The organism is Nitrosomonas sp., assembly GCF_020852615.1.
Lineage (GTDB): Bacteria > Pseudomonadota > Gammaproteobacteria > Burkholderiales > Nitrosomonadaceae > Nitrosomonas.
Window position 1 is genome coordinate 92,371 of sequence record NZ_JADZAJ010000023.1, and the last position, 21,861, is coordinate 114,231.

The 21,861-nt window shown below is 50.3% G+C and carries 18 protein-coding genes; all 18 read left to right on the plus strand.

The window, feature by feature from the left end; genetic code table 11:
- Positions 1–44 precede the first annotated feature (44 nt).
- The 18 genes from IT527_RS05430 (at position 45) to IT527_RS05515 (ending at position 21,817) form a co-directional block, all read left to right on the plus strand.
- Positions 45–2,549: an FtsX-like permease family protein gene (locus IT527_RS05430; protein ID WP_292967455.1), complete on the plus strand. Its 2,505-nt coding sequence runs from the start codon at positions 45–47 to the stop codon at positions 2,547–2,549.
- Positions 2,550–2,897: 348 nt separating this feature from the next.
- Positions 2,898–3,377 (plus strand): Rrf2 family transcriptional regulator, encoded by a 480-nt coding sequence (locus IT527_RS05435; RefSeq protein ID WP_292967457.1) that lies wholly within the window; start codon positions 2,898–2,900, stop codon positions 3,375–3,377.
- Positions 3,378–3,407: 30 nt separating this feature from the next.
- Positions 3,408–3,740: an iron-sulfur cluster assembly accessory protein gene (locus IT527_RS05440; RefSeq protein WP_292967459.1), complete on the plus strand. Its 333-nt coding sequence runs from the start codon at positions 3,408–3,410 to the stop codon at positions 3,738–3,740.
- Positions 3,741–3,757: 17 nt separating this feature from the next.
- On the plus strand, positions 3,758–5,194 hold the full coding sequence (gene sufB / locus IT527_RS05445) for a Fe-S cluster assembly protein SufB (RefSeq protein ID WP_292967461.1): 1,437 nt from the start codon (positions 3,758–3,760) through the stop codon (positions 5,192–5,194).
- Positions 5,191–5,982 carry a Fe-S cluster assembly ATPase SufC gene (gene sufC / locus IT527_RS05450; RefSeq protein ID WP_292967463.1) on the plus strand — a complete coding sequence of 264 codons (792 nt, stop codon included), beginning with the start codon at positions 5,191–5,193 and terminating at the stop codon, positions 5,980–5,982. Before sufB ends, sufC begins: the two co-directional genes overlap by 4 nt.
- Complete coding sequence (gene sufD, locus IT527_RS05455) at positions 5,979–7,283, plus strand: Fe-S cluster assembly protein SufD (RefSeq protein ID WP_292967465.1); 1,305 nt, start codon at positions 5,979–5,981, stop codon at positions 7,281–7,283. Before sufC ends, sufD begins: the two co-directional genes overlap by 4 nt.
- A gap of 3 nt (positions 7,284–7,286) precedes the next feature.
- Positions 7,287–8,552: a cysteine desulfurase gene (locus tag IT527_RS05460; RefSeq protein ID WP_292967466.1), complete on the plus strand. Its 1,266-nt coding sequence runs from the start codon at positions 7,287–7,289 to the stop codon at positions 8,550–8,552.
- Entirely contained in the window at positions 8,549–9,028 is a 480-nt protein-coding gene (sufU, locus tag IT527_RS05465) for a Fe-S cluster assembly sulfur transfer protein SufU (protein ID WP_292967467.1), read from the plus strand. The genes IT527_RS05460 and sufU overlap by 4 nt, the downstream gene beginning before the upstream one ends.
- A complete protein-coding gene (locus tag IT527_RS05470; protein ID WP_292967468.1) occupies positions 8,997–9,596 on the plus strand; it encodes a NifU family protein in 600 nt (199 codons plus the stop codon). The genes sufU and IT527_RS05470 overlap by 32 nt, the downstream gene beginning before the upstream one ends.
- A gap of 459 nt (positions 9,597–10,055) precedes the next feature.
- Entirely contained in the window at positions 10,056–12,818 is a 2,763-nt protein-coding gene (prsT, locus tag IT527_RS05475; protein WP_292967469.1) for an XrtA/PEP-CTERM system TPR-repeat protein PrsT, read from the plus strand.
- A 162-nt stretch (positions 12,819–12,980) separates the two neighbouring features.
- Positions 12,981–13,868, plus strand: coding sequence for a cysteine synthase CysM (gene cysM, locus IT527_RS05480; RefSeq protein ID WP_292967569.1), 888 nt, complete (start codon positions 12,981–12,983; stop codon positions 13,866–13,868).
- Between the two features lie 5 nt (positions 13,869–13,873).
- Complete coding sequence (locus tag IT527_RS05485) at positions 13,874–16,006, plus strand: hypothetical protein (RefSeq protein WP_292967470.1); 2,133 nt, start codon at positions 13,874–13,876, stop codon at positions 16,004–16,006.
- Positions 15,999–16,244, plus strand: a complete 246-nt coding sequence (locus tag IT527_RS05490) for a hypothetical protein (protein WP_292967471.1) — start codon at positions 15,999–16,001, stop codon at positions 16,242–16,244. Before IT527_RS05485 ends, IT527_RS05490 begins: the two co-directional genes overlap by 8 nt.
- A gap of 48 nt (positions 16,245–16,292) precedes the next feature.
- Complete coding sequence (locus IT527_RS05495; protein WP_292967473.1) at positions 16,293–16,718, plus strand: YdbL family protein; 426 nt, start codon at positions 16,293–16,295, stop codon at positions 16,716–16,718.
- A 176-nt stretch (positions 16,719–16,894) separates the two neighbouring features.
- Positions 16,895–18,082 (plus strand): aspartate aminotransferase family protein, encoded by a 1,188-nt coding sequence (locus tag IT527_RS05500; RefSeq protein WP_292967475.1) that lies wholly within the window; start codon positions 16,895–16,897, stop codon positions 18,080–18,082.
- Positions 18,083–18,235: 153 nt separating this feature from the next.
- Entirely contained in the window at positions 18,236–19,159 is a 924-nt protein-coding gene (gene argF / locus IT527_RS05505; protein WP_292967477.1) for an ornithine carbamoyltransferase, read from the plus strand.
- 38 nt (positions 19,160–19,197) lie between these two features.
- Entirely contained in the window at positions 19,198–20,412 is a 1,215-nt protein-coding gene (locus IT527_RS05510) for an argininosuccinate synthase (RefSeq protein ID WP_292967479.1), read from the plus strand.
- A gap of 475 nt (positions 20,413–20,887) precedes the next feature.
- Positions 20,888–21,817, plus strand: a complete 930-nt coding sequence (locus tag IT527_RS05515; protein ID WP_292967480.1) for an alpha/beta hydrolase — start codon at positions 20,888–20,890, stop codon at positions 21,815–21,817.
- Positions 21,818–21,861 lie beyond the last annotated feature (44 nt).

A 21,861-nucleotide genomic window follows, 5' to 3' on the forward strand; every position in this document is an offset into this window, starting at 1 on the left:
TTTCAGCTTCTCATTTTTATCTATCTGCCTGAAGGTACGCTGCAATGAACATGATCAGGCTTTCCTTACGGTTGCTGCTGCGGGACTGGCGGGCGGGAGAACTGCATATTCTTACCCTGGCCCTCATTATCGCAGTGAGCAGTGTGGCAACGGTCAGCTTTTTCTCGGATCGGGTGCAGAAAGCACTGGTACTGGAGAGTAATCAGTTACTGGGGGGAGATTTGCTGGTGACTTCCGATGCTCCCTTGTCGCCCGGTTATGCTGAACACGCACGCAAGATCGGGTTAAGGACTACCCGGCTGATTAAATTTCCGAGCATGATCAGCGTTGATGACAAAAATCTTTTGACAAGCATCAAGGCTATCTCACGCGGCTACCCGTTGCGCGGGGAGCTGAAACTGGTTGATCCTCCGACAGAAGGCGGTGCGGTTCAGCATACCCGGATAGCAGAGGGAATACCCAAACCCGGAACAGCCTGGGTGGATGAAAAAGTGATGATGGCGCTGAATGTGACGCTGGGTGACAGGATCGAAGTGGGTGCCACTGAGCTGACCGTGATGTCTGTGGTGAAGAGTGAGCCGGATCATACTGTCGGGTTCGTGAGCATGAATCCCAGATTACTGATGAATGAGAAAGATCTGCCGGCCACCCGGCTGATTCAGCCTGGCAGCCGGATTAACTACCAGCTTCTGGTTGCGGGGGAGGATGGGCAGGTGGCTGAGTTTCGGCGCTGGATCAGTGAACGGTTATCTCCAGGTGAACGCGCGGAGGGAATTCAGGATGCGCGCCCGGAAATCCGGTCAGCACTTGATCGTGCAGGAAAATTTCTGAGTCTGGCTGCGCTGGCCAGTGTAGTCGTGGCGGCGGCAGCAATGGCACTGGCTATACGGCGTTTTATCCAGCGCCACCTGGATGGCTGTGCTGTGATGCGCTGCCTGGGTGCGACCGAATCTACTCTGCTATGCCTGTATTCGCTCTATTTTGTGATGCTGGGTTCGATTGCAAGTTTACTGGGGTGCGTATTTGCCGTGCTTGCACAGGAATTTTTGTCATATTGGCTGCAACAGTTGCTTGGGATTGTATTGCCGTTACCCAGTGTATTACCGTTCGTACAGGGAATATTAACCGGGATGCTGCTGTTGCTGGGATTTGCCTTGCCACCCCTGCTGAACTTGCGGCAGGTACCTGCGTTGCGCGTTATTCGGCGCGATCTTGATCTGGCAAATTTACACAGCCTGGCGGGGTACGGGTTTGGGCTGGTGATGCTGTCCATTCTGTTTGTCTGGAAAGCCGGGTCATTTAACCTGGGGGTCATGATCATGCTGGGTTTTCTGCTGGCTGTTATCCTGTTCGGCCTGTTCGGCTTGCTGCTGATCCGGTTGTTCCTGCTGACCCGCCCGCAGGGATCAGGCCCGTGGAGTTACGGGCTGGCAAATATACGAAGGCGGGCGATTCCCAGCCTGGTACAGGCTACAGCTCTCGGGTTGGGGTTCATGGCGCTGTTGACCTTGACACTGACACGTGGTGATTTGATGGAGGATTGGCATGCCCGTCTTCCGGAGAATGCACCCAACCGTTTTCTGGTGAATGTTCAGCCGGATCAGCAGGAAAAGCTGATGAAATTTTTTGATGAACATGCTATTCCGCGACCCAAAATTTTTCCGATGGTGCGCGGCCGATTGCTGAAGATTAATGATCGGCCGGTAAATCTTGATGATTTTCCGGATCCGCGAGCCAAGCAGCTGATCAACCGTGAATTTAATTTATCCTGGATGGATACGCTGCAGCCGGATAATGAAATCGTGGCGGGCCGGTGGTGGCAGGGAAAAACTGCCTCATCTGATCATGAGTTGTCGATGGAAGCGGGATTTGCAGAAACACTTGGCCTTAAGATGAATGATCATCTGACTTTTTACGCGGGAGGCAAGGAGTTTTCAGCAACAATCACAAGTTTGCGTACTGTGGATTGGGATACCTTCCATGTGAATTTTTTTGCTGTGGTTCGCCCCGGAGCGCTTGATGGCTATCCGGCCAGTTACATCACCAGCTTTTATTTACCGCCAGATAAGCTGCCTATCATGCAGGAGCTTATCCACCTGTTCCCCAATTTTCTGGTAATTGATGTGGCGAGCGTGATTGAACGCGTACAAAGCATGATTGAACAGGTAACACGGGCAATCGAGTTTGTTTTTCTCTTCACTTTGCTGGCAGGGTTTGCCGTGATGTATGCCGCGATAGCATCAACTCAGGATGAAAGAATTTATGAAGCTGCAATTTTTCGTACGCTGGGTGCCAGGAAACAGCAGCTGATACGTGCGTGGGCAGTGGAGTTTGCGGTGCTTGGAGCACTGGCTGGTTTTTTCTCAGCGGCAGGAGCGAGCATCCTTGGCTATCTGATCGGTAAATATGCACTGCATATCAGCTATTCACCGAGCCCCTGGATTGGGGTGACGGGGGTGCTGGTAAGTGTCATTGGCGTAACGGTGATCGGTCTGCTGGGGACGCGCGCAACTTTGTCACTGCCACCCTTGCTGGTCCTCAGGAAATAAGCGTATCTCACAAGAAGCTGTTGAAAGGGAGGGCGAAGTCTGTTTGTGATGTTGCAGGTACCAACTTTTCTCTCGTCTGTTTTATGGTATTTCCCGGTTGTGATCTGTCTTGAACCTGGTCATTACTGTGTTTTCCAACAGCCTGTTTGTCTATTCATTCCAAGTCGTTTTTTGCAAAAATACCATTCCCTTCATAAAGATAGTCACATTAATGGTGGTTGTCTGTTACTTAAGATCCCGATGCAATATAGTTGACTGATATTGTCGGGTATTATACAGTTACACCCTGAACAAAATTAACAGTAAGCGTTTCCAAGTCGCTTTAAAACAATACGCTAGGGGGTAGCAATGAGATTAACGACAAAAGGACGGTTTGCGGTTACGGCGCTTCTGGATATCGCTATACGGCATGGCAGCGGGCCGGTTGCACTGGCGGATATCAGCGAGCGACAGCGTATATCGCTGTCTTATCTGGAGCAGCTGTTTGCCAAGTTACGTCAGCGCAAGCTGGTAGACAGCGTCCGGGGACCGGGTGGCGGGTATTGTCTTGCCAAGAGTCTTGATGAAGTGTCCGTGGCTGACATTATTCTGGCAGTGGACGAGCCTATCGACATTACTCAGTGTGGCGGCAAAGAAAACTGCCTGGATGACGGCAAATGTATGACTCATGATTTATGGGCGAAACTGCATGAAATCATTTATGACTATCTTGGCCACGTGACTTTGAAACGGCTGGTGGAGGAACAGAGTGAGCGTGAGCTGCTGCGCGAAATGCAGCGTGAGCAGGCCGTCGTTAAGCTGTATGACATGCGGGAAGCTGCATTCTGACTGTCTGTCTGTTTGCGAGAGGGTATGCTTATGGCAATTACATTAACCGAACGTGCCGCCAGGCAGATCCGGCAGCAGTTGGGTAAACGGGGTAAAGGGGTTGCGTTGCGGCTGGGTGTTAAAAAATCAGGCTGTTCCGGTTTTGCGTACAGTTTTGATTATGCTGATGAAGTGCGAGAGAACGATCAGCTGTTTGAATCAAACGGTGCCAAAGTTGTTGTTCAGTGCGATCAGCTGCCGTTTGTTGATGGCTCTGAAGTTGATTTTATCCAGGAAGGATTGAACAGTTCTTTCAAATTTCGCAACCCGAATATTGATAATACTTGTGGCTGTGGAGAAAGTTTCAGCCTTAAAACCCAGTAAATCAGGAATTATAAAAAATGAGTGCTGCATTACAACATTTGGTGAACCAGCCATATAAGCACGGCTTCGTCACAGATATAGAAGCAGATATTGCGCCTAAAGGGCTCAATGAAGACATTATCAGGCTGATTTCTTCCAAGAAAAATGAGCCTGAATGGTTGCTTGCTTTCAGGTTGGAAGCTTACCGGAAATGGCTCGATATGGTTGAGCCTGCGTGGCAAAACGTCAAATACCCAAAAATTGATTTTCAGGATATCAGCTATTATTCGGCACCCAAGCCCAAGAAAAAACTGGCCAGTATGGATGAGGTGGATCCTGAGCTGTTGCGTACTTTTGAGAAACTGGGGGTGCCTATGCATGAACGGGCAGCCCTGGCAGGGGTTGCTGTCGATGTCATTTTTGACAGTGTATCGGTTGCAACGACCTATAAGGAAAAACTGGCTGAAGTTGGTATTATTTTCTGCTCGATTTCAGAGGCTGTGCATAAATACCCTGAGCTGATCAAACAGTACCTGGGTACGGTTGTTCCTCCGGGAGATAACTATTATGCGGCATTGAATTCCGCTGTATTTACCGACGGCTCTTTCTGCTTTATCCCCAGGGGCGTCAAATGTCCGATGGATTTATCCACCTATTTTCGTATCAATACGGAAGAATCCGGGCAGTTTGAGCGCACGCTGATCATTGCGGAAGCAGGCGCTTCCGTTTCGTATCTGGAAGGGTGTACTGCACCCCGGTTTGATACCAACCAGCTGCATGCGGCTGTTGTTGAACTGGTCGCGCTGGATGATGCGGATATCAAGTATTCAACCGTACAGAACTGGTATGCCGGTGATGAGAACGGTGTCGGTGGTATTTATAATTTTGTTACCAAGCGCGGATTGGCAAAAGGTAGAAATTCACGTATTTCCTGGACGCAGGTCGAAACAGGATCCGCGATTACCTGGAAATACCCTTCGTGCATTTTGCGTGGAGAAAATTCAGTTGGTGAGTTCTATTCTGTTGCAGTGACCAACCATCACCAGCAGGCTGATACCGGTACCAAGATGATCCATATTGGCCCGAATACGCGCAGCACTATTGTCAGCAAGGGAATTTCGGCAGGGCAGTCCAACAGCAGTTATCGCGGCCTCGTAAGAATCGCCCCGACAGCCCGAAATGCCCGTAATTATTCACAGTGTGATTCGATGCTGATCGGCAGTCAGTGCGGAGCGCATACCTTCCCGTATATCCAGGTGCAGAACAGCAGCGCTCAGGTTGAACATGAAGCTTCGACTTCCAAAATCGGTGAAGATCAACTGTTTTATTTTGCTCAGCGTGGTATTGGTGCGGAAGAAGCGGTATCGATGATTATCAATGGCTTCTGCAAAGAGGTTTTTCAGCAGCTGCCACTGGAATTTGCCGTGGAAGCTACCAAGTTACTCAGCTTTAAGCTGGAAGGAAGTGTTGGATGATAAATATAAACAGCAAAATTCTGCTTGAAGTGCATGATTTACATGCAACAGTGGGTGGAATCGAGATTCTCAAGGGGGTAAATCTAACCGTTAAAAGTGGAGAGATACACGCCATTATGGGGTTGAATGGCTCGGGCAAGAGTACTTTCTCTAAAGTACTGGCCGGCCATCCGGATTATGAAATAACCCGGGGTACGCTGCTTTTTGACGGTCAGGATTTATCTGCATTGGCACCGGAAGAACGTGCACAGGCAGGTATATTTCTCGCTTTTCAGTATCCGGTGGAAATACCGGGAGTGGCTAACGATCATTTTCTGAGACTGGCTTACAACACGGTTCAGGGGAAGCGTGGCAAGGAAGAGCTGGATCCGCTTGAGTTTGACGATTTTGTTCGGGAAAAAATGAAATTGCTCAAAATGAATCCGGATTTTCTCGATCGCAGTGTCAATGAGGGATTCTCGGGCGGTGAGAAGAAGCGTAACGAGATATTGCAGATGGCGTTGCTTGAACCTCGTCTTGCACTGCTGGATGAAACGGATTCAGGGCTGGACATTGATGCACTCAGAATCGTAGCGAATGGGATTAATCAGCTGTCCGGCAAAGATAACGCCATGATTCTGGTAACACACTATCAGCGCCTGCTGGATTACATCGTTCCCGATTTTGTTCATGTAATGGAAGCAGGGCGTATCATCAGAACGAGCGGCAAGGAGCTGGCACAGGCCCTGGAAACGCATGGTTATGACTGGATTCATGCAAATGATCAGGTGGCCGGAGCGCAGCCATGAATATGATTATCAAGGATGACTATCTTGATAAGCTGATTGCATCGTGGAAGAAAGAAATCTCTCCGGTTCATTCTGTATCGTATCTGGATCAGCTTAAGGCAGATGCGTTAAATTGTGTCGAATCGCTGAGGCTACCTACGATCCGTGATGAGGAATGGCGCTTTACTGATATTTCCTCACTCAGGGCAACCCCGTTTCCAAGAGCATCTGCTGCCACTTTACCGGTATCGGATAATCAGGCAGATACCTTTCTTGATGAAGCGGTCTGTAAACTGGTGTTTATTGATGGCCGGTATGTGCCCGGACTTTCTGTTCAAACTGCTGACAATTCCATTACTGTCAGCAGTTTGTCTGGTTTAACCGGTACGTCCTCTGTAGCTGAACAGTATCTCGGCCGGCTTGCTGATTTTCAGGAAAATGTATTTGTGGCACTGAATACAGCACTGATGCATGAAGGTGTTTGTGTCATCGTACCAGCTGATGTTGCAGTGAAAGTACCTGTTCACATTCTGTATATCTCTTCCCGGAAGGAAGTGACTGTCTATCCGCGCTGTCTCGTGGTAGCTGAATCAGGAGCCAGTGTGACTGTTATTGAAGAGTATGTCGCGTTGCACGAAGGCGTTTCACTGACGAATTCTGTAACGGAAATGTACTTAAAGGATTCAGCCCGTGTGAATCATATCCGCGTACAGCGTGAAAGTCCGCAAGCTTTCCATATCGCGAACAGTTCTGCTCTTGTTGCAAAATCTGCTCAATATGATTCGATCAGCCTTGCATTGGGCGCGCATATTTCACGTTTTGACCAGAAGATTACACTGGCTGGCGAGAATGCCGGGTGTGAAGTGGACGGGCTGGCTTTAATAGCAGGCCGACAGCTCGCGGATACGCATACTTTCATTGATCATGCCAATCCACATTGCAGAAGCAGGCAGCTTCATAAATGTATTATGGATGACAGTGCACACGGTGTTTTCAGTGGAAAAATCATGGTGCGCCCGCATGCGCAGCTGACCGATGCCAGACAGCTGAACCGTAATCTGCTGCTGTCAGACAGGGCTCGTGTGGATACCAAGCCCCAGCTTGAGATTTTTGCGGATGATGTTAAATGTGCTCATGGCGCCACGGTGGGTCAACTGGATAGAGAATCACTTTTTTATCTGCAAAGCAGAGGGCTTACTGAGACAGTGGCGCGCAACCTGTTAACTTACGCATTTGGAGGAGAGGTAATCAGCCGTGTCACAGTACCTTCACTCAGGCAACACCTCGAACAATATATCCTTGCAAGAACACGGATCAGTTAAAACATGGAAACGGTCAATGTATTGACACCAGCTGTCAGACAAACAGCAATATCAGGAATGGAACGGCTGCGTGCTGATTTTCCGATTCTGGGTATCAGGGTAGAGGACAAGCCGCTGGTCTACCTTGATAACGCTGCTTCCAGCCAGATGCCGCAAATCGTGATTGATCGTCTGGTGCGGTACCAGAAAACCCAGCATGCCAACATTCATCGTGCGGTACACCATTTATCCGGGATTGCGACGCAGGAATACGAGGCAGCGCGGCGTAAACTGCAGTGCTTCATTAGTGCGCGGGAAGAAAGGGAAGTGATTTTTACCAGCGGGACGACTGACAGTATCAATCTGGTAATGCATGGTTACGGGCGAAAATTTATTCAGGAGGGGGATGAAATTATCCTGACCGCGCTTGAACATCATTCCAATATTGTCCCCTGGCAGATGCTGGCTGAGGAAAAAGGGGCGCGCATTCGTGTGGTTCCAATTAACGATGCAGGTGAGCTTTTAGTTGAGGAATATGAAAAGCTTTTCAATTCCAGAACCCGATTTGTCGGGCTGTCACATGTTTCCAATGCACTTGGCAGTATCAACCCGATTAAGCGCATGATTGCCACAGCACATCAGCATGGTGTGCCTGTTCTGGTTGATGGCGCGCAGGCGGCGCCGCACCTGAAAATCGATGTGCGGGATCTCGATTGTGATTTTTATGCTTTTTCTGCTCATAAAATGTGTGGTCCTACCGGGATCGGTATTCTGTACGGGAAAGCGCATTTGCTCGAATCCATGCAGCCATTCAAAGGGGGAGGGGATATGATTACCTCGGTTTCCTTTGAGAAAACAACTTATAACGAGATTCCATATAAGTTTGAGGCAGGCACTCCCCCTATTGCAGCTGCCATAGGTTTTGGTGCGGCAATCGATTATCTGGAACAGATTGGCCTTGATGCCATTGCCGCTTATGAGCACGAGCTGCTGGTTTATGCATCAGAACAGATCAGAGCACTTCCGGGAGTGAGAATTGTGGGTGACTGTCAGAATAAAGTGGCAGTGATATCGTTTGTGATGGACGGTATTCATCCGCATGATGTGGGCACTTTGCTGAATCAGGATGGAATTGCTGTACGCACAGGCCACCATTGTGCACAACCAATCATGCAGCGTTTCAACGTGGCAGCGACATCACGTGCTTCGTTTTCGTTTTATAACACTAAAAAAGAGATTGATACGCTGGTGGAGGGTATCCGATCCGTACAAAAGGTTTTCGCACAATGAGTCTGAAATCGATTTATCAGGAAGTCATTCTTGATCATAACCGCAAGCCGCGTAACTACGGTGCTCTCCGTTCTCCCAGCCACCATGCAACCGGACATAACCCGTTGTGTGGTGATCGTATTGATCTGGATATCAATATGCATGACGGGCGCATTGATGAGATTGCGTTCCGGGGAGAATCCTGTGCAATCTGCAAGGCTTCTTCCTCAATGATGACGAATGCCGTTAAAGGCAAATCTTTTCAGGAAGCAGAAGAGCTGATCCGGGAATTCAGAGAGATGCTGGTAGACGGGATAGAGAAAGATTTTGATCATCTCGGCCGGCTCAAAGTATTGGCGGGGGTGCGTGATTTACCAACCCGGATCAAGTGTGCGATTCTGCCGTGGCATACCCTGCATGCAGCCATGAATTCAGTGGCGGGGGCTACAACAGAGGCAGATGATCATGAAGATCAGCTGGTGGCGAATAATCACTGACAAAATCATGCCAAAAATTGCTGAAATTGAAGGAACACCTAACCCGAACGCACTAAAGTTTGTGCTGAAGGAGCCACTGACCTGGGGGGTTACCAAATCTTACGACAACGCTGAGCAGGCGGTGGATGATCCGCTTGCTGCCGCGTTGTTTGATATTGACCATGTAACCAATATTTTTTATGTGGATCGCTGGATTACGATTACACAGGATGGCGGGGCAGACTGGCAGGATCTGGCACGTGCAGTAGCGGATCCAATCCGTGCCGCACCGGCAGCAACTGACCAGTCAGCTGCTGTAGTGGCTGCAGCCAGCGAAGTACTGGCTAATCTCAGTGAAGAAGACCAGCAGCGACTGGAGCGTATCAATATCCTGCTGGATGAAGAAGTACGCCCTTTTTTGCAGCATGATGGAGGGGATCTTCATGTTCTGGCGCTGGAGGGCAGCATCCTGCGTATCCATTATCAGGGAGCATGTGGTACCTGCCCCAGCTCGATCTCCGGGACATTGAGAGGGATCGAACAGCTCCTGAGGACGATCGAACCGGACATTCGGGTCGTATCTGACTGACCTGTGATTTAGAGTACTCCTGAGAACGGGTGCAATTCCTGTCTGTATAAACAACCTTCAAAATGACTGATTCTCCGAGAATACGGGAATCAGTCTGCCGGCACGCCTCTTTTCGTCCGTTTCACCGAAACCTTCCGACACGTTTATGTTCCATGTGCGCGTGGAGTGTGTGTACTTATCTTTTTTAATACGTGTAAATGAAGCTGAAATAACCTCGCTGGTATCCAAACGGGGTATCAGGTAATCCTGGTTCTGAAGCAGGTGCCTGTTTTGGGTTTATTTCTTAAATTCACTCACTACCAGATTGTGCTATAAATCGTCATTTGAATGATATTTGGATAAAAAACTGTAACTCCGGATTGTATTCAAGGTGGCAGCTGTAAAAATACAAACATTTAATCAGATATTTAATTACCAAAAGAGGTGGGTATGAGCGGTTCAGGTAAAAAGATCACCCGAATGAGACCGACGGCGATTGTGGCACCTGTAGTGGCTGTTATTCTGGTACTTTCGGCTTGTGGCAAATCGATGGATGCACAGGCACTGGTGGCAGAAGCCAAGCAATATCAGCAGCAGGGTAACGATAAGGCGGCCATTATCCAGTTAAAAAATGCGCTCCAGCAAAGCCCGAATGACCCCGAAATCCGTTACCTGCTTGGGATGCTCTATGACAAGGAAGGGGATGCTTTGTCAGCCGAAAAGGAGCTGAATAAAGCACTTGATCTTGGGATGGATCCGGTCAAGATATTACCTGGTCTGAGTCGTGCCTGGCTTGGAACAGGACAGTTCCAGAAAGTATTGGATGAAACCGGGAAATTGTCTGACAAGGGAAATTTTGCTGAGTTGCTCGCTCTGCGTGGCAATGCTTCACTGGCTCTGGGGAAAGTTGAGGAAGCCAAGGCATTATTTGAACAGGCATTACAGGACAAACCGGGCTTTGCGGATGCATTGATGGGACTGGCCAGATGTTCGCTTGCCCGGAACGACATTGCATCTGCCATGAATTTTTCGGAAGAAGCAGTGAAGCTCAATCCGGAAAACAGCAGCACAGTATTGTTCAGGGGGGACCTGCTGCGGGCCCAGAACAAGATTGACGAAGCGCTGGCTGATTATGATCGGGCAATTAAGCTGAACCCGGAATCAGAAGCTGCCTATATTAATCGGGCAACCATATCAATCAGCACCAGGAAATTTGAAACAGCCCAGGCAGACCTGGATACGGTTCGTAAATTTGCTCCCGGCAGCCTGTCTGCAGCCTATACCCAGGCGTTACTTGATTTTACTCAGGGTAAACATGCGGTAGCGCTTGAAACTTTGCAAAAGGTGCTCAGTGCGGCTCCCGGTCATTTGCCCAGCGTACTGCTTGCGGGTGCGGCCCAGTTTGCACTGGGGTCGCTGTCACAAGCTGAACAGTATATTGATCAGTACCTGAAGGCGATCCCTAACAATCTTTATGCCATCAAACTGATGGCTTCGATTCAGCTGAAGAACAATCAGCCCAAAGAGGCGATCACAACACTGGCTCCGGCGTTAAAGGCAGTTCAGCAGGATCCGCAGCTGTTTGCACTCGCGGGAGAGGCCTATATGCAATCGAAAGATTTCACGCAGGCATCTGAATATTTTGAAAAAGCAGGTGCGCTATCACCAGATAATGCCGCGTTATATACCGCGATGGCGATGAGCAAGATGGGGCAGGGGGACAGTAAAAGTGCGATTGCTGATCTCGAACAGGCTACCCAGCTGCATGATCAGACAGGACGGGCAGGCGTCATGCTGGTGCTGACTCATTTACAGCTGCGTGAATTTGATAAGGCACTGAAAGCGGTTGATGCACAACTGGCCGAACAGCCGGATAACCCGTTGCTGCATAATCTGAAAGGCGGTGTTTATCTGGGTAAAAAAGATCTGGCCAAAGCACGTGCGAGCTTCAATAAAGCACTATCCATCAAGTCAGACTATTTTCCTGCCATTTCCAATCTGGCCAGAATCGACCTGCAGGAAAAGCATCCTGATGCTGCACAAAAGCGTTTTGAAGATATTCTGCAGCACGACAAAAAGAATGTGCAGGCGATGAGTGCACTGGCCGGTATTGCGCTTTCACAGGGAAACAGGGAAAAGGCAACCGAATGGCTGGAAAAGGCCAGCCGGGAGAATCCGGATGAGATACAACCCGCCCTGCAGCTGGGAGCACATTATCTGGCAATGAACGAGCCCGCAAAGGCACTCGCACTGGCCAAAAAACTGCAAGGTACATATTCCGATAATCTAAGTGTCACAGAATTACTGGCGCGCGCGTATCTGGCGAGTGGCAACAAGGAAGCTGCGCTGGAAAATTTTGAAAAACTGGCTGCCAGACTGCCTGATTCAGCACCGGCCCAGTTACAGCTGGCACAAATTCACGCCACCATGCAGAACACCAGGGCTGCTGATGAGCTACTGAAAAAAGCATTAAAAATCAAACCGGATTTCTGGGAAGCTGAACTGATGCAGGCTCAACTGGCGGCTGGAGCCGGTCGTGTAGAGGATGCACTCAATATTGCCCGGGAAATACAAAAACAGCATGAGAAGCTGCCGGTAGGGTTTGAGCTGGAAGGTGATTTACAGATGGGGCAAAAGAATGCAGCTGCCGCTGCTGCGACTTATGAAAAAGCCCTGGAGAAACAGAAAAGCAGTCAGCTGCAGATCAAACTGCATACTGCCCTGAGCCAGAGTGGAAAAGAGAAACAGGCTGATCAGCGCATCACACAATGGCTGAAGGAAAATCCGGCTGATGATGCTGTGCGCATGTATCTGGCAGGTGTTTATCTGGCAGGAAAAAAATATGATCCTGCCATCAGAGAATACAAAACTATCCTGAAACAACACCCTGACCATGCGGCAACGCTTAACAATCTGGCCTGGATATACCAGGAGAAAAAAGATCCCGCTGCTGCGCTTGACTATGCCGAGAAAGCCTATAAACAGGCGCCAGACAGCCCGGCTATTCTTGATACCCTCGGCTGGATTCTGGTTGAGAAAGGGGAGGCTGAACGGGGTGCATCACTACTGCAAAAGGCGGTAGCGGCTGCTCCGGAAGCACTGGAGATCCGTTATCATTATGCGGTTGGTCTGTCCAGATCCGGCAAAAAAACTGAAGCACGCCAGGAGCTTGAGAAACTGCTGGCGGGTGATAAACCTTTCTCCCGGAAAGACGAAGCGAAAAAACTGCTTGAAAGTTTGTGACGGGATTGTGCTGACAGGCAATTTCTTTCAGATCGGTTCCTGGACCCCCTTGCGGATAGCGTCCGCAAGGGGGTTTTTTGTATGGTGGCGCCGGGCGTTTACCTTGTATGAGTATGAGATAATTTTACTTTATTGATGACAACACGTATCCGGACAGGCGCCATGTATAACACCATCGAACATTTCATCGGCCACACCCCGCTGGTTCAGCTCAAACGTATTCCCGGCAAAACCAGTAATACCATTCTGGCAAAACTGGAAGGCAATAACCCGGCCGGCTCAGTCAAGGATCGGCCAGCTTACTCCATGATCATGTGTGCACAGCGGCGTGGTGATATTCAGCCGGGAGATACGCTGATTGAGGCGACCAGTGGCAATACCGGCATTGCACTGGCTATGGCTGCAGCGACCCTGGGCTATCGCATGATTCTGGTGATGCCGGAAAATCAGAGCCTGGAGCGCCGGCAGGTGATGTCTGCCTATGGTGCCGAGCTTATCCTGACGCCTAAAGAAGGAAGCATGGAGCTGGCAAGAGACACGGCCGAGCAACTGTGCAAAGCCGGCAGGGGCATTATTCTCGATCAGTTTTCCAACCCGGATAATCCGCTGGCACATTATGAAACCACGGCACCTGAGATCTGGCGGGATACCGCAGGCAGGATTACGCATTTTGTCAGCAGTATGGGAACAACGGGTACGATCATGGGATGCGCCCGTTATTTTCGTGAGCAAAAGCAGAAAGTGGAAATTGTCGGTGTACAGCCACAGGAAGGTGCGCAAATACCCGGAATCCGAAAATGGCCGGAAGCCTATCTGCCCGGGATCTATCAGCCGGAGCTGGTTGATCGTATCTTGCTGGTATCTCAGCAGGAAGCTGAGGATATGGCTCGCCGCCTTGCATGTGAAGAAGGCCTGTTTACCGGTATTTCTTCAGGGGGTGCTCTGGCTGCCGCTCTGCAGGTTTCTGCACAGGTGGAAAATGCAGTGATTGTATTTATTGTGTGTGATCGCGGGGATCGTTATTTATCAACCGGGATCTTCCCTTCCTGAAAGACATGAAACCGGACAGGTTCTGGTTTCATCGTGACAGTTTCCCGGATTACGTGTGCCGGCCAGTGGCGCGATGCCGGCTGTTTCTTCCGCTGATACTGCTTTTCATCCTGAATTGTCCGGTAGCGGCAGCCGCCCCTCATCTTGATTTTATGCTGGAAAATATCCGGCATCCCGTTTTTAGCATTCGCTCGGCCGGTATCCGGCTGACTGGATCGCCTGCTTCGAACCTTGAAATCAATCTGGAGCAAGTGGCGATTGGGAAACAGAGATGGCGTAATCTGCATGTGGGATGTGGCCCGGTGCGAATCACCCGAGAATCGGTGATTTGCGACCGGGGGATATTACGGATTGGCGGACAATCTCTGAAAATGACTTTCCGGCTGTCTCTGCTGCAAAAAAAGTTTGAACTTGAAGTACGACCTGTTTCGACTCGCCAGTCAAAAGAGACATGGCAACTGGTGATCGATTGGCAGACAGAAAAATGGCAGGGAGCGCTGAAAGTAATCAATGGGGATGGCAAATACCTGGCCGGTTTATTACCCCGAAAGAAAGAGCCGGTACAGGTGCGCCAGGCAATACTGAATGGCAATTTTCATCTGAGCGGGGATAGCGCTTCTGTTACAGCACTATCTGCCCGGCTGAATATCAGTAACCTTGCTTTCAGTGATGCGAGCGGCCTGCATGCGGGTGAGCGGATCAGCCTGCAGCTTGATATGGATGCACGACAGGACCGGCATGGCTGGCGATGGCAAAGCAAGCTTACCTGGCCGGAAGGGGAGGTGTTCTGGCAGCCATTTTATTTCTCCGGCGGAGCACATCAGCTGGCAGCCGGAGGAACGATACAGGACGGACATATCCATCTGTCGCAGGGGGAATTTAATCTGGCCGGTATCGGTAAGGCAGATTTTTCCGCAGTGCTGAATATTGCTGATCAGTCATGGCAGCAGGCCCGGTTTGCAGCCAGAAATCTGACGCTGTCAACCTTGTTTGGTAATATCATCCGGCCGCTGGTTGTGGAGACCGCGCTGGCTGAAACAGAGATGACCGGCAAGATGGATATTGATTGGCATTATCCGGAAGACAATGACCCGTCATTGTTCATTGAAGTACATAATGCATCCCTGACAGATGCGCAGGGACGGTTTGCGGTTGCAGGACTTGGTGCCCGTCTGCCGTGGAGCCGTAATGTGAAGCGGGATGGTTTGATTCAGTTTGATCATGCCCGGGTAATAGGTATCCCTGTGGGGAAAACGCAAATCCCGATTCAGACAGAAGGATTACAGCTCAGTATTCCGTATGCGGAAATCCCGATACTGGATGGAAAAATGGCGATAGCGCATTTTTCAGCCGCCAGGAAAGATTCCAAGAGCTCCAAGGATTCCAAAGATTCCAAAGATTCCGGGGACTCCGGCTGGCAATGGCAATTTAACGGGTTGATTTCCCCGATTTCCATGGAGAAGCTGACCGAATCCCTGCAGATTCAGCCGATGTTCGGGACGTTATCCGGCACCATACCGAGAGTGCGTTACGCCAATTCGACGGTGACGATGGAGGGTGAGCTTGTATTTGGAATATTCGATGGGGTTGTCGTGGCCAGAAATCTGGTGCTGACCGAGCCGCTTGGCTTGACGCCGCATTTGACTGCGGATATTGCCATGCATCACATTGATCTTGGTTTACTGACGCATGCCTACTCATTTGGCAATATACAGGGTCGGGCTGATGTTGAGATTAATGATCTGGAGCTGATTAACCGGGAGCCAGTCAGGTTTGATGCAAAAATTACCAGCAGTGCAGGGGATGACAAACGCCGGATCAGTCAGGCGGCTATCAGAAATCTTATCGCACTGGGGGGCAGATCTGCGGTTACGGCTATTCAGCAACGTTTTCTCGGGTTGTTTGAACAATTCGGTTATGCGGAAATTGGCTGGCGCTGCAAATTGCGCAATGGTATCTGCGATATGGGGGGGATTGAATCTTTGACGCATGATGACAGCTATATGCTGATTAAAGGCAGCGGAATACCAGCCATTAACATTACCGGCTATAATCGGAGCGTTGATTGGCATGAATTGCTTAAACGTCTTAAACAGGCAATTGAGAGTGGTAACCCGGTTATTCACGGATATGACTAAAAATGACTTCCTCCCGGCAGGGCTGATGGCCGCCGGTTTGCTGCTGGCTGGTTGTGTGACGATTAACATTTACTTTCCAGCTGCCGCAGCCGAAAAAGTGGCCGACAAAATCATCGAAGAGGTATGGCAGGCCGGGAAAGGTGGAGAGGAAAACGGCAAGTCAGGTAGAAACATCAACGATAAAACTGATGGTAAAACTGACAGTAAAACCGATAAAACCGATAAAACCAAGCCATAGCCAGGGTTGGGCGTAATGTTCAATCCTGTTTTCTGAGAGGAAAAATCTGTGTGTAAACAGTTGATTAACTTCCTGATGCTGACTGCACTGATTCTTTTCATGTGCGCCGGTACCGCGACAGCAGTTGATTTTGAAGCCAATACACCCGCAGTTACCCGGTTGAAACAAAACATGCAGCAGCGCCATAGTCAGCTGGCGCCATTTTATGATAGCGGTGCGGTAGGGCTGACCCGTGACGGGCTGGTTGCGCTGCGTGATGCCAATGCAGTGCCACTTTCATCTCGCCAGTCAGTCAATTCTCTCGTTACTGCTGAAAATCAGGATCGTAATGCGCTTTATCGTGAAATCGCACTGGCCAATAATCACCCGGAATGGGAAGAGGATATCCGTTTGACATTTGCCCAGCGCTGGACAGCTTCAGCCAGATCGGGCTGGTGGTACCAGCAGGGAAATGGCTCCTGGCAGAAAAAATAATGCCGGATAGCAGGACAGATAAGCGGTCATTCCAGGTGTCGACAGAAAAACTGCTTGAAATGAAATGATAAATAAGTGAACATTGGTTCGATCGGATGCGGGACGGCTTGGTCCCCGGGAGGGGTGGCGCAGGCCACCATATTGTTTCAGAATTAGAAAAATTGGATGGATTGTCTGTGTCTCATGTAATGAATACGTATGCACGGCTCCCTGTTACTTTTGTCAGGGGTGAAGGGGTTTGGCTGTGGGATGACCAGGGTAACCGCTACCTCGATGCACTGTCAGGTATCGCGGTTTGCGGTGTTGGACACTGTCACCCGACTCTGACAAAAGCATTGTGCGAACAGGTTTCAACCCTGGTTCATACCTCCAACGTCTACCATATTCAGCACCAGGAGCGGCTGGCAGACAGGCTGGCCGGCCTGTCAGGCCTGGATAAGGTTTTTTTCTGTAATTCCGGAGCGGAAGCGAACGAAGCCGCTATCAAGCTGGCCCGGCTTTACGGCCATAATCAGGGAATCAGCCTGCCAACCGTCATCGTTATGGAGCGATCGTTCCATGGCCGGACGATGGCAACTTTGACGGCCACGGGCAACCGCAAAACACAGGCGGGTTTCGAGCCATTGCTGACGGGATTCGTGCGGGTGCCCTACGACGATCTGGAAGCGGTTACCAGGGTTGCTGCCAACAATAAAGAAATTGTGGCCATCCTGCTGGAAACCTATCAGGGTGAAGGAGGGGTTAATTTTCCACAAGCCAGTTACCTGCAGGGGTTGCGCAAAATCTGCGATCAGAACGGCTGGCTGCTGATGCTGGATGAAGTGCAGTGTGGTTTGGGCCGTACCGGAAAATGGTTTGCGTTTCAACACAGTGGAATCAGACCGGATGTCATGTCACTGGCGAAAGGACTGGGCTCAGGTGTACCCATTGGAGCATGTCTGGCAGGTGGAAAAGCGGCAGAAGTATTCAAGCCTGGCAATCATGCCTCTACTTTTGGCGGTAACCCGCTGGCGTGCAGGGCAGCCCTGACCACCCTTGATATTATCGAGCAGGAAGGATTGATGGATAACGCTGTTTCCATTGGCAGCTTTATGCGGGGGGAGTTTGAGAAACGGTTGCAGGCATGGGCGGGTGTGCTGAAAATTCGCGGGCAGGGGATGATGATCGGAATTGAGCTGCTTGTCCCCTGTGGTGCTCTTGTACCTGAAGCGCTGAAACGCCGGTTGCTGATCAATGTGACTTCCGAAAAAGTGGTGCGTTTGCTGCCGGCTTTGAATATGCAAAAAGCAGAAGCTGAACAGGTGGTTGTTGAGGTTTCTGCACTCATTGACCAGTTTCTTGAGAATCAGGGAAAACAGCCGTAACGGCAGCTGCATAATAGCTGCCAGACAAGCCTTTCCCGACCTTTCCTCTTCGTATTTTCAAACACAGTCAGGCGCAGTCAGGTCTTGCTCCCACTGGTTTATTACCAGGACAGATATGCAGACTCCTGAATATTTTTATCAGTAAAAGCATTTATGCAGATCAGGCATTTTTTACAGTTTAAGGATTTTGACCGGCAGGAACATGAATACCTGTTCGACCGGACCCGCTGGATCAAGAATGAATTCAAGCAATATCGCCGTTACTGGCCGTTGACTGACCGAACGCTTGCCATGATTTTCGAGAAACATTCGACGCGTACCCGTCTTTCATTCGAAGCCGGAATGCACCAGCTGGGCGGCAGTGCCATTTACCTGTCAACACGAGATACTCAGCTGGGCCGTGGCGAGCCGGTCGAAGATGCTGCCCGGGTGATTTCAAGGATGGTCGATATCATTACGATACGTACGCACGAACATGAAATCATCACCCGTTTTGCGGAAAATTCACGTGTGCCGGTGATTAATGGATTAACAGACGAATATCATCCCTGCCAGATCCTCGCGGATATTTATACCTTCATGGAGCACCGCGGAAGCATTACGGGTAAAACCGTGGCATGGATTGGTGATTCCAATAATGTATGCAATACCTGGCTGCAGGCCGCCGAGGTATTTGATTTCAACGTGCATGTCTCCACTCCGCCGGGCTATGAAGTAGAGCCGGAACGGGCCGGTTTGTACGGTACGGATCACTACGAGCAGTTTGCTTCCCCGCATGATGCGGTCAGGGATGCTGATCTGGTTACAACAGATGTATGGACCAGCATGGGTTTTGAAGATGAGGCGGTTGCGCGTAAAAACGATTTTGCCGATTTTCGGGTGGATGCTGAAATGATGGCAGGCGCTAAAAAAGAGGCGCTGTTCATGCACTGTCTGCCGGCGCACCGGGGAGAGGAAGTGGATGCGGAAGTGATTGACGGGCCCCAGTCAGTGGTGTGGGATGAAGCTGAAAACCGGCTGCATACACAAAAAGCACTGATGGAATATTTGCTGCTGGGCAGGATTGGTATCAGGTAACCCCAGATTACCTGGAAATTTTTTGATTGTGAAGGGACATGGATAAAGTTAAGAAAGCAGTATTGGCATTTTCAGGCGGGCTGGATACCTCGGTTATTTTGAAATGGCTGCAGGATACTTACCAGTGTGAAGTTGTTACTTTCACGGCGGATGTGGGTCAGGGTGAAGAAATTGAACCTGCCCGCGCCAAAGCCGTTCAGTTTGGGATCAAAGAAATTTTTATTGAAGATCTGCGTGAAGAATTTGTGCGCGATTATGTTTTTCCCATGTTCCGTGCCAATACGATTTATGAGGGAGAGTATCTGCTGGGTACCAGTATTGCCCGGCCGCTGATTGCCAAACGGCAGGTGGAAATTGCACAGCAGACGGGGGCTGATGCGGTTTCGCATGGGGCTACCGGTAAAGGAAACGATCAGGTACGTTTTGAACTTGGTTACTACGCATTACAGCCGGATATCCGTGTTATCGCTCCCTGGCGTGAGTGGGATCTGACTTCACGTGAAAAACTGCTGGCGTATGCCGAGAAACAGGGCATTCCGATTGAAATGAAGAAAAAGCAGGGGTCACCCTACAGCATGGATGCCAATCTCCTGCATATTTCCTACGAAGGCCGTGCGCTGGAAGATCCCGCTGCCGAGCCGGAAGAAAGCATGTGGCGCTGGACGGTATCGCCGGAAGCCGCACCGAATGAGCCTGAATACCTGGATCTGGAATATGAACGGGGTGATATCGTTGCATTGAACGGGGAGAAGCTGTCGCCCGCGGCTGTTCTGGCCAGGCTTAACCAGCTGGGTGGAAAACATGGTATCGGGCGCCTTGATCTGGTGGAAAACCGGTATGTCGGAATGAAATCGCGCGGCTGCTATGAAACCCCGGGCGGTACCATCATGTTGCGTGCTCACCGTGCAATCGAGTCGATCACGCTTGACCGGGAAGTTGCCCATTTGAAGGATGACCTGATGCCGCGTTACGCTGCATTGATTTATAACGGCTACTGGTGGAGCCCGGAAAGAAAACTGCTGCAGGGACTGATCAACGAATCCCAGGTCAACGTCAATGGCTGGGTTCGGGTCAAGCTCTATAAAGGCAATGTAACGGTAGTCGGGCGTGATTCCAGGACAGATTCACTGTTTGATCCCAATATTGCCACCTTTGAAGAAGATGGCGGTGCCTATCATCAGGCGGATGCAGCGGGCTTTATTAAGCTCAATGCGCTGAGAATGCGGATTGCAAAAGCGCTTCGCAGACGTTAGGGAACCGCTCTGATCAAGTCCCGCATGGCCACACACCGTGTTTTGCAGATGGAGTGCAAGGCGGGTGAGGCAGTGTGGCTGGCCCCTTCACAACGGGCTCAACGCCACAGTCTGTCTGAAAAACCTGTACCCTAAAAGGTTGCGGCAAAATCATGCGCTCGCTGTGTCGTGCTCCTCGGCATCATAGAAAATAGCTGCGACCTTCGTCGCGCTCCTTGCGATCATCACGATTTTGCCTGCTATGCGGCTCATGGAGGGCTTAATCAGAGGTTCCTTGGTTTTCCAGGAAACTGAACGGCTGTTGTTTTCGCTGTTTTTATTGTTTTTATTTAAACAGGTGCCGGGTAATCGCTTTTGTAACAACCTTCGTTTTTTTCGGTGGTATCTGCTGTAAAAACACAGCTGCAGTTGTTATCAGTTGCAATGCTGTAAGTCTGCCGCGCCGGACCGATTTTTCTTAATCCCTGAAAATACCATGAAAGATTTTTCTGCGATCACATGGCAATTCCTGCCAGCGCCAAAGCAGTCCGGAAAAATGAAACCCGGGCGGAACCGGCGTCAGCTTGCGTATACCGATTGGGGAGATCCAAAGAATAAATATGTGGTGGTGTGCGCCCACGGGTTAACCCGTAACTGCAGGGATTTTGATTTTCTCGCAGCAGCGCTGGAGCAGGATTTCAGAGTGGTTTGTGTAGATATGGCAGGGCGGGGGCGAAGTGACTGGCTGGCCGAGGCTGCTGATTACAATTCGGCAGCAACCTATGTGTCGGATATGGAACGTGTGCTTGAACACATTTACCGGCAGAACCACAACAGCCATCTCCATGTTTACTGGGTCGGGGTATCAATGGGAGGGCTGATCGGCATGCTGCTGGCTGCCCGTCAGCGTGAGACGGTTCCCTACCACATCAGGGCACTGGTAATGAGTGACATCGGGCCATTTGTTCCTGCCGGGGTGCTGGGTCTGTTTTCCGGTACGATTGGTACAGATCCGCGTTTTCACAGTCTGAGTGAACTGGAATTCCACATGCGCCGTACAGCGTTACCTTACAGCCGGTTTACTGATGCGCAATGGCACCATCTGGCGAAATATAGTGCACGTGAATATGGAGACGGGACAATTGGCTACCGTTACGATCCGGCCATTTCATCCGGCTTCAGGCCGGATCATATAAAAGACATCGATTTATGGGCTTACTGGGACAGGCTGAACCTTCCGGTTCTGGTACTTCGTGGTGAAAAATCCGGTGTACTGACACCGGAAACAGCCGGCAGAATGCAGCGCCGGCCTGATGTGCAGATTACCGAGCTGGCGGGTATCGGGCACTCACCCATGCTGATGGATGAAGCCCAGATTCATCTGGTCAAAGACTACCTGCTGGGAATCAGAAGCCGGGGAGAGTAATACCGGGAAATCGCGACTGTCTGATCCGGCGTTTCTGGTACTTG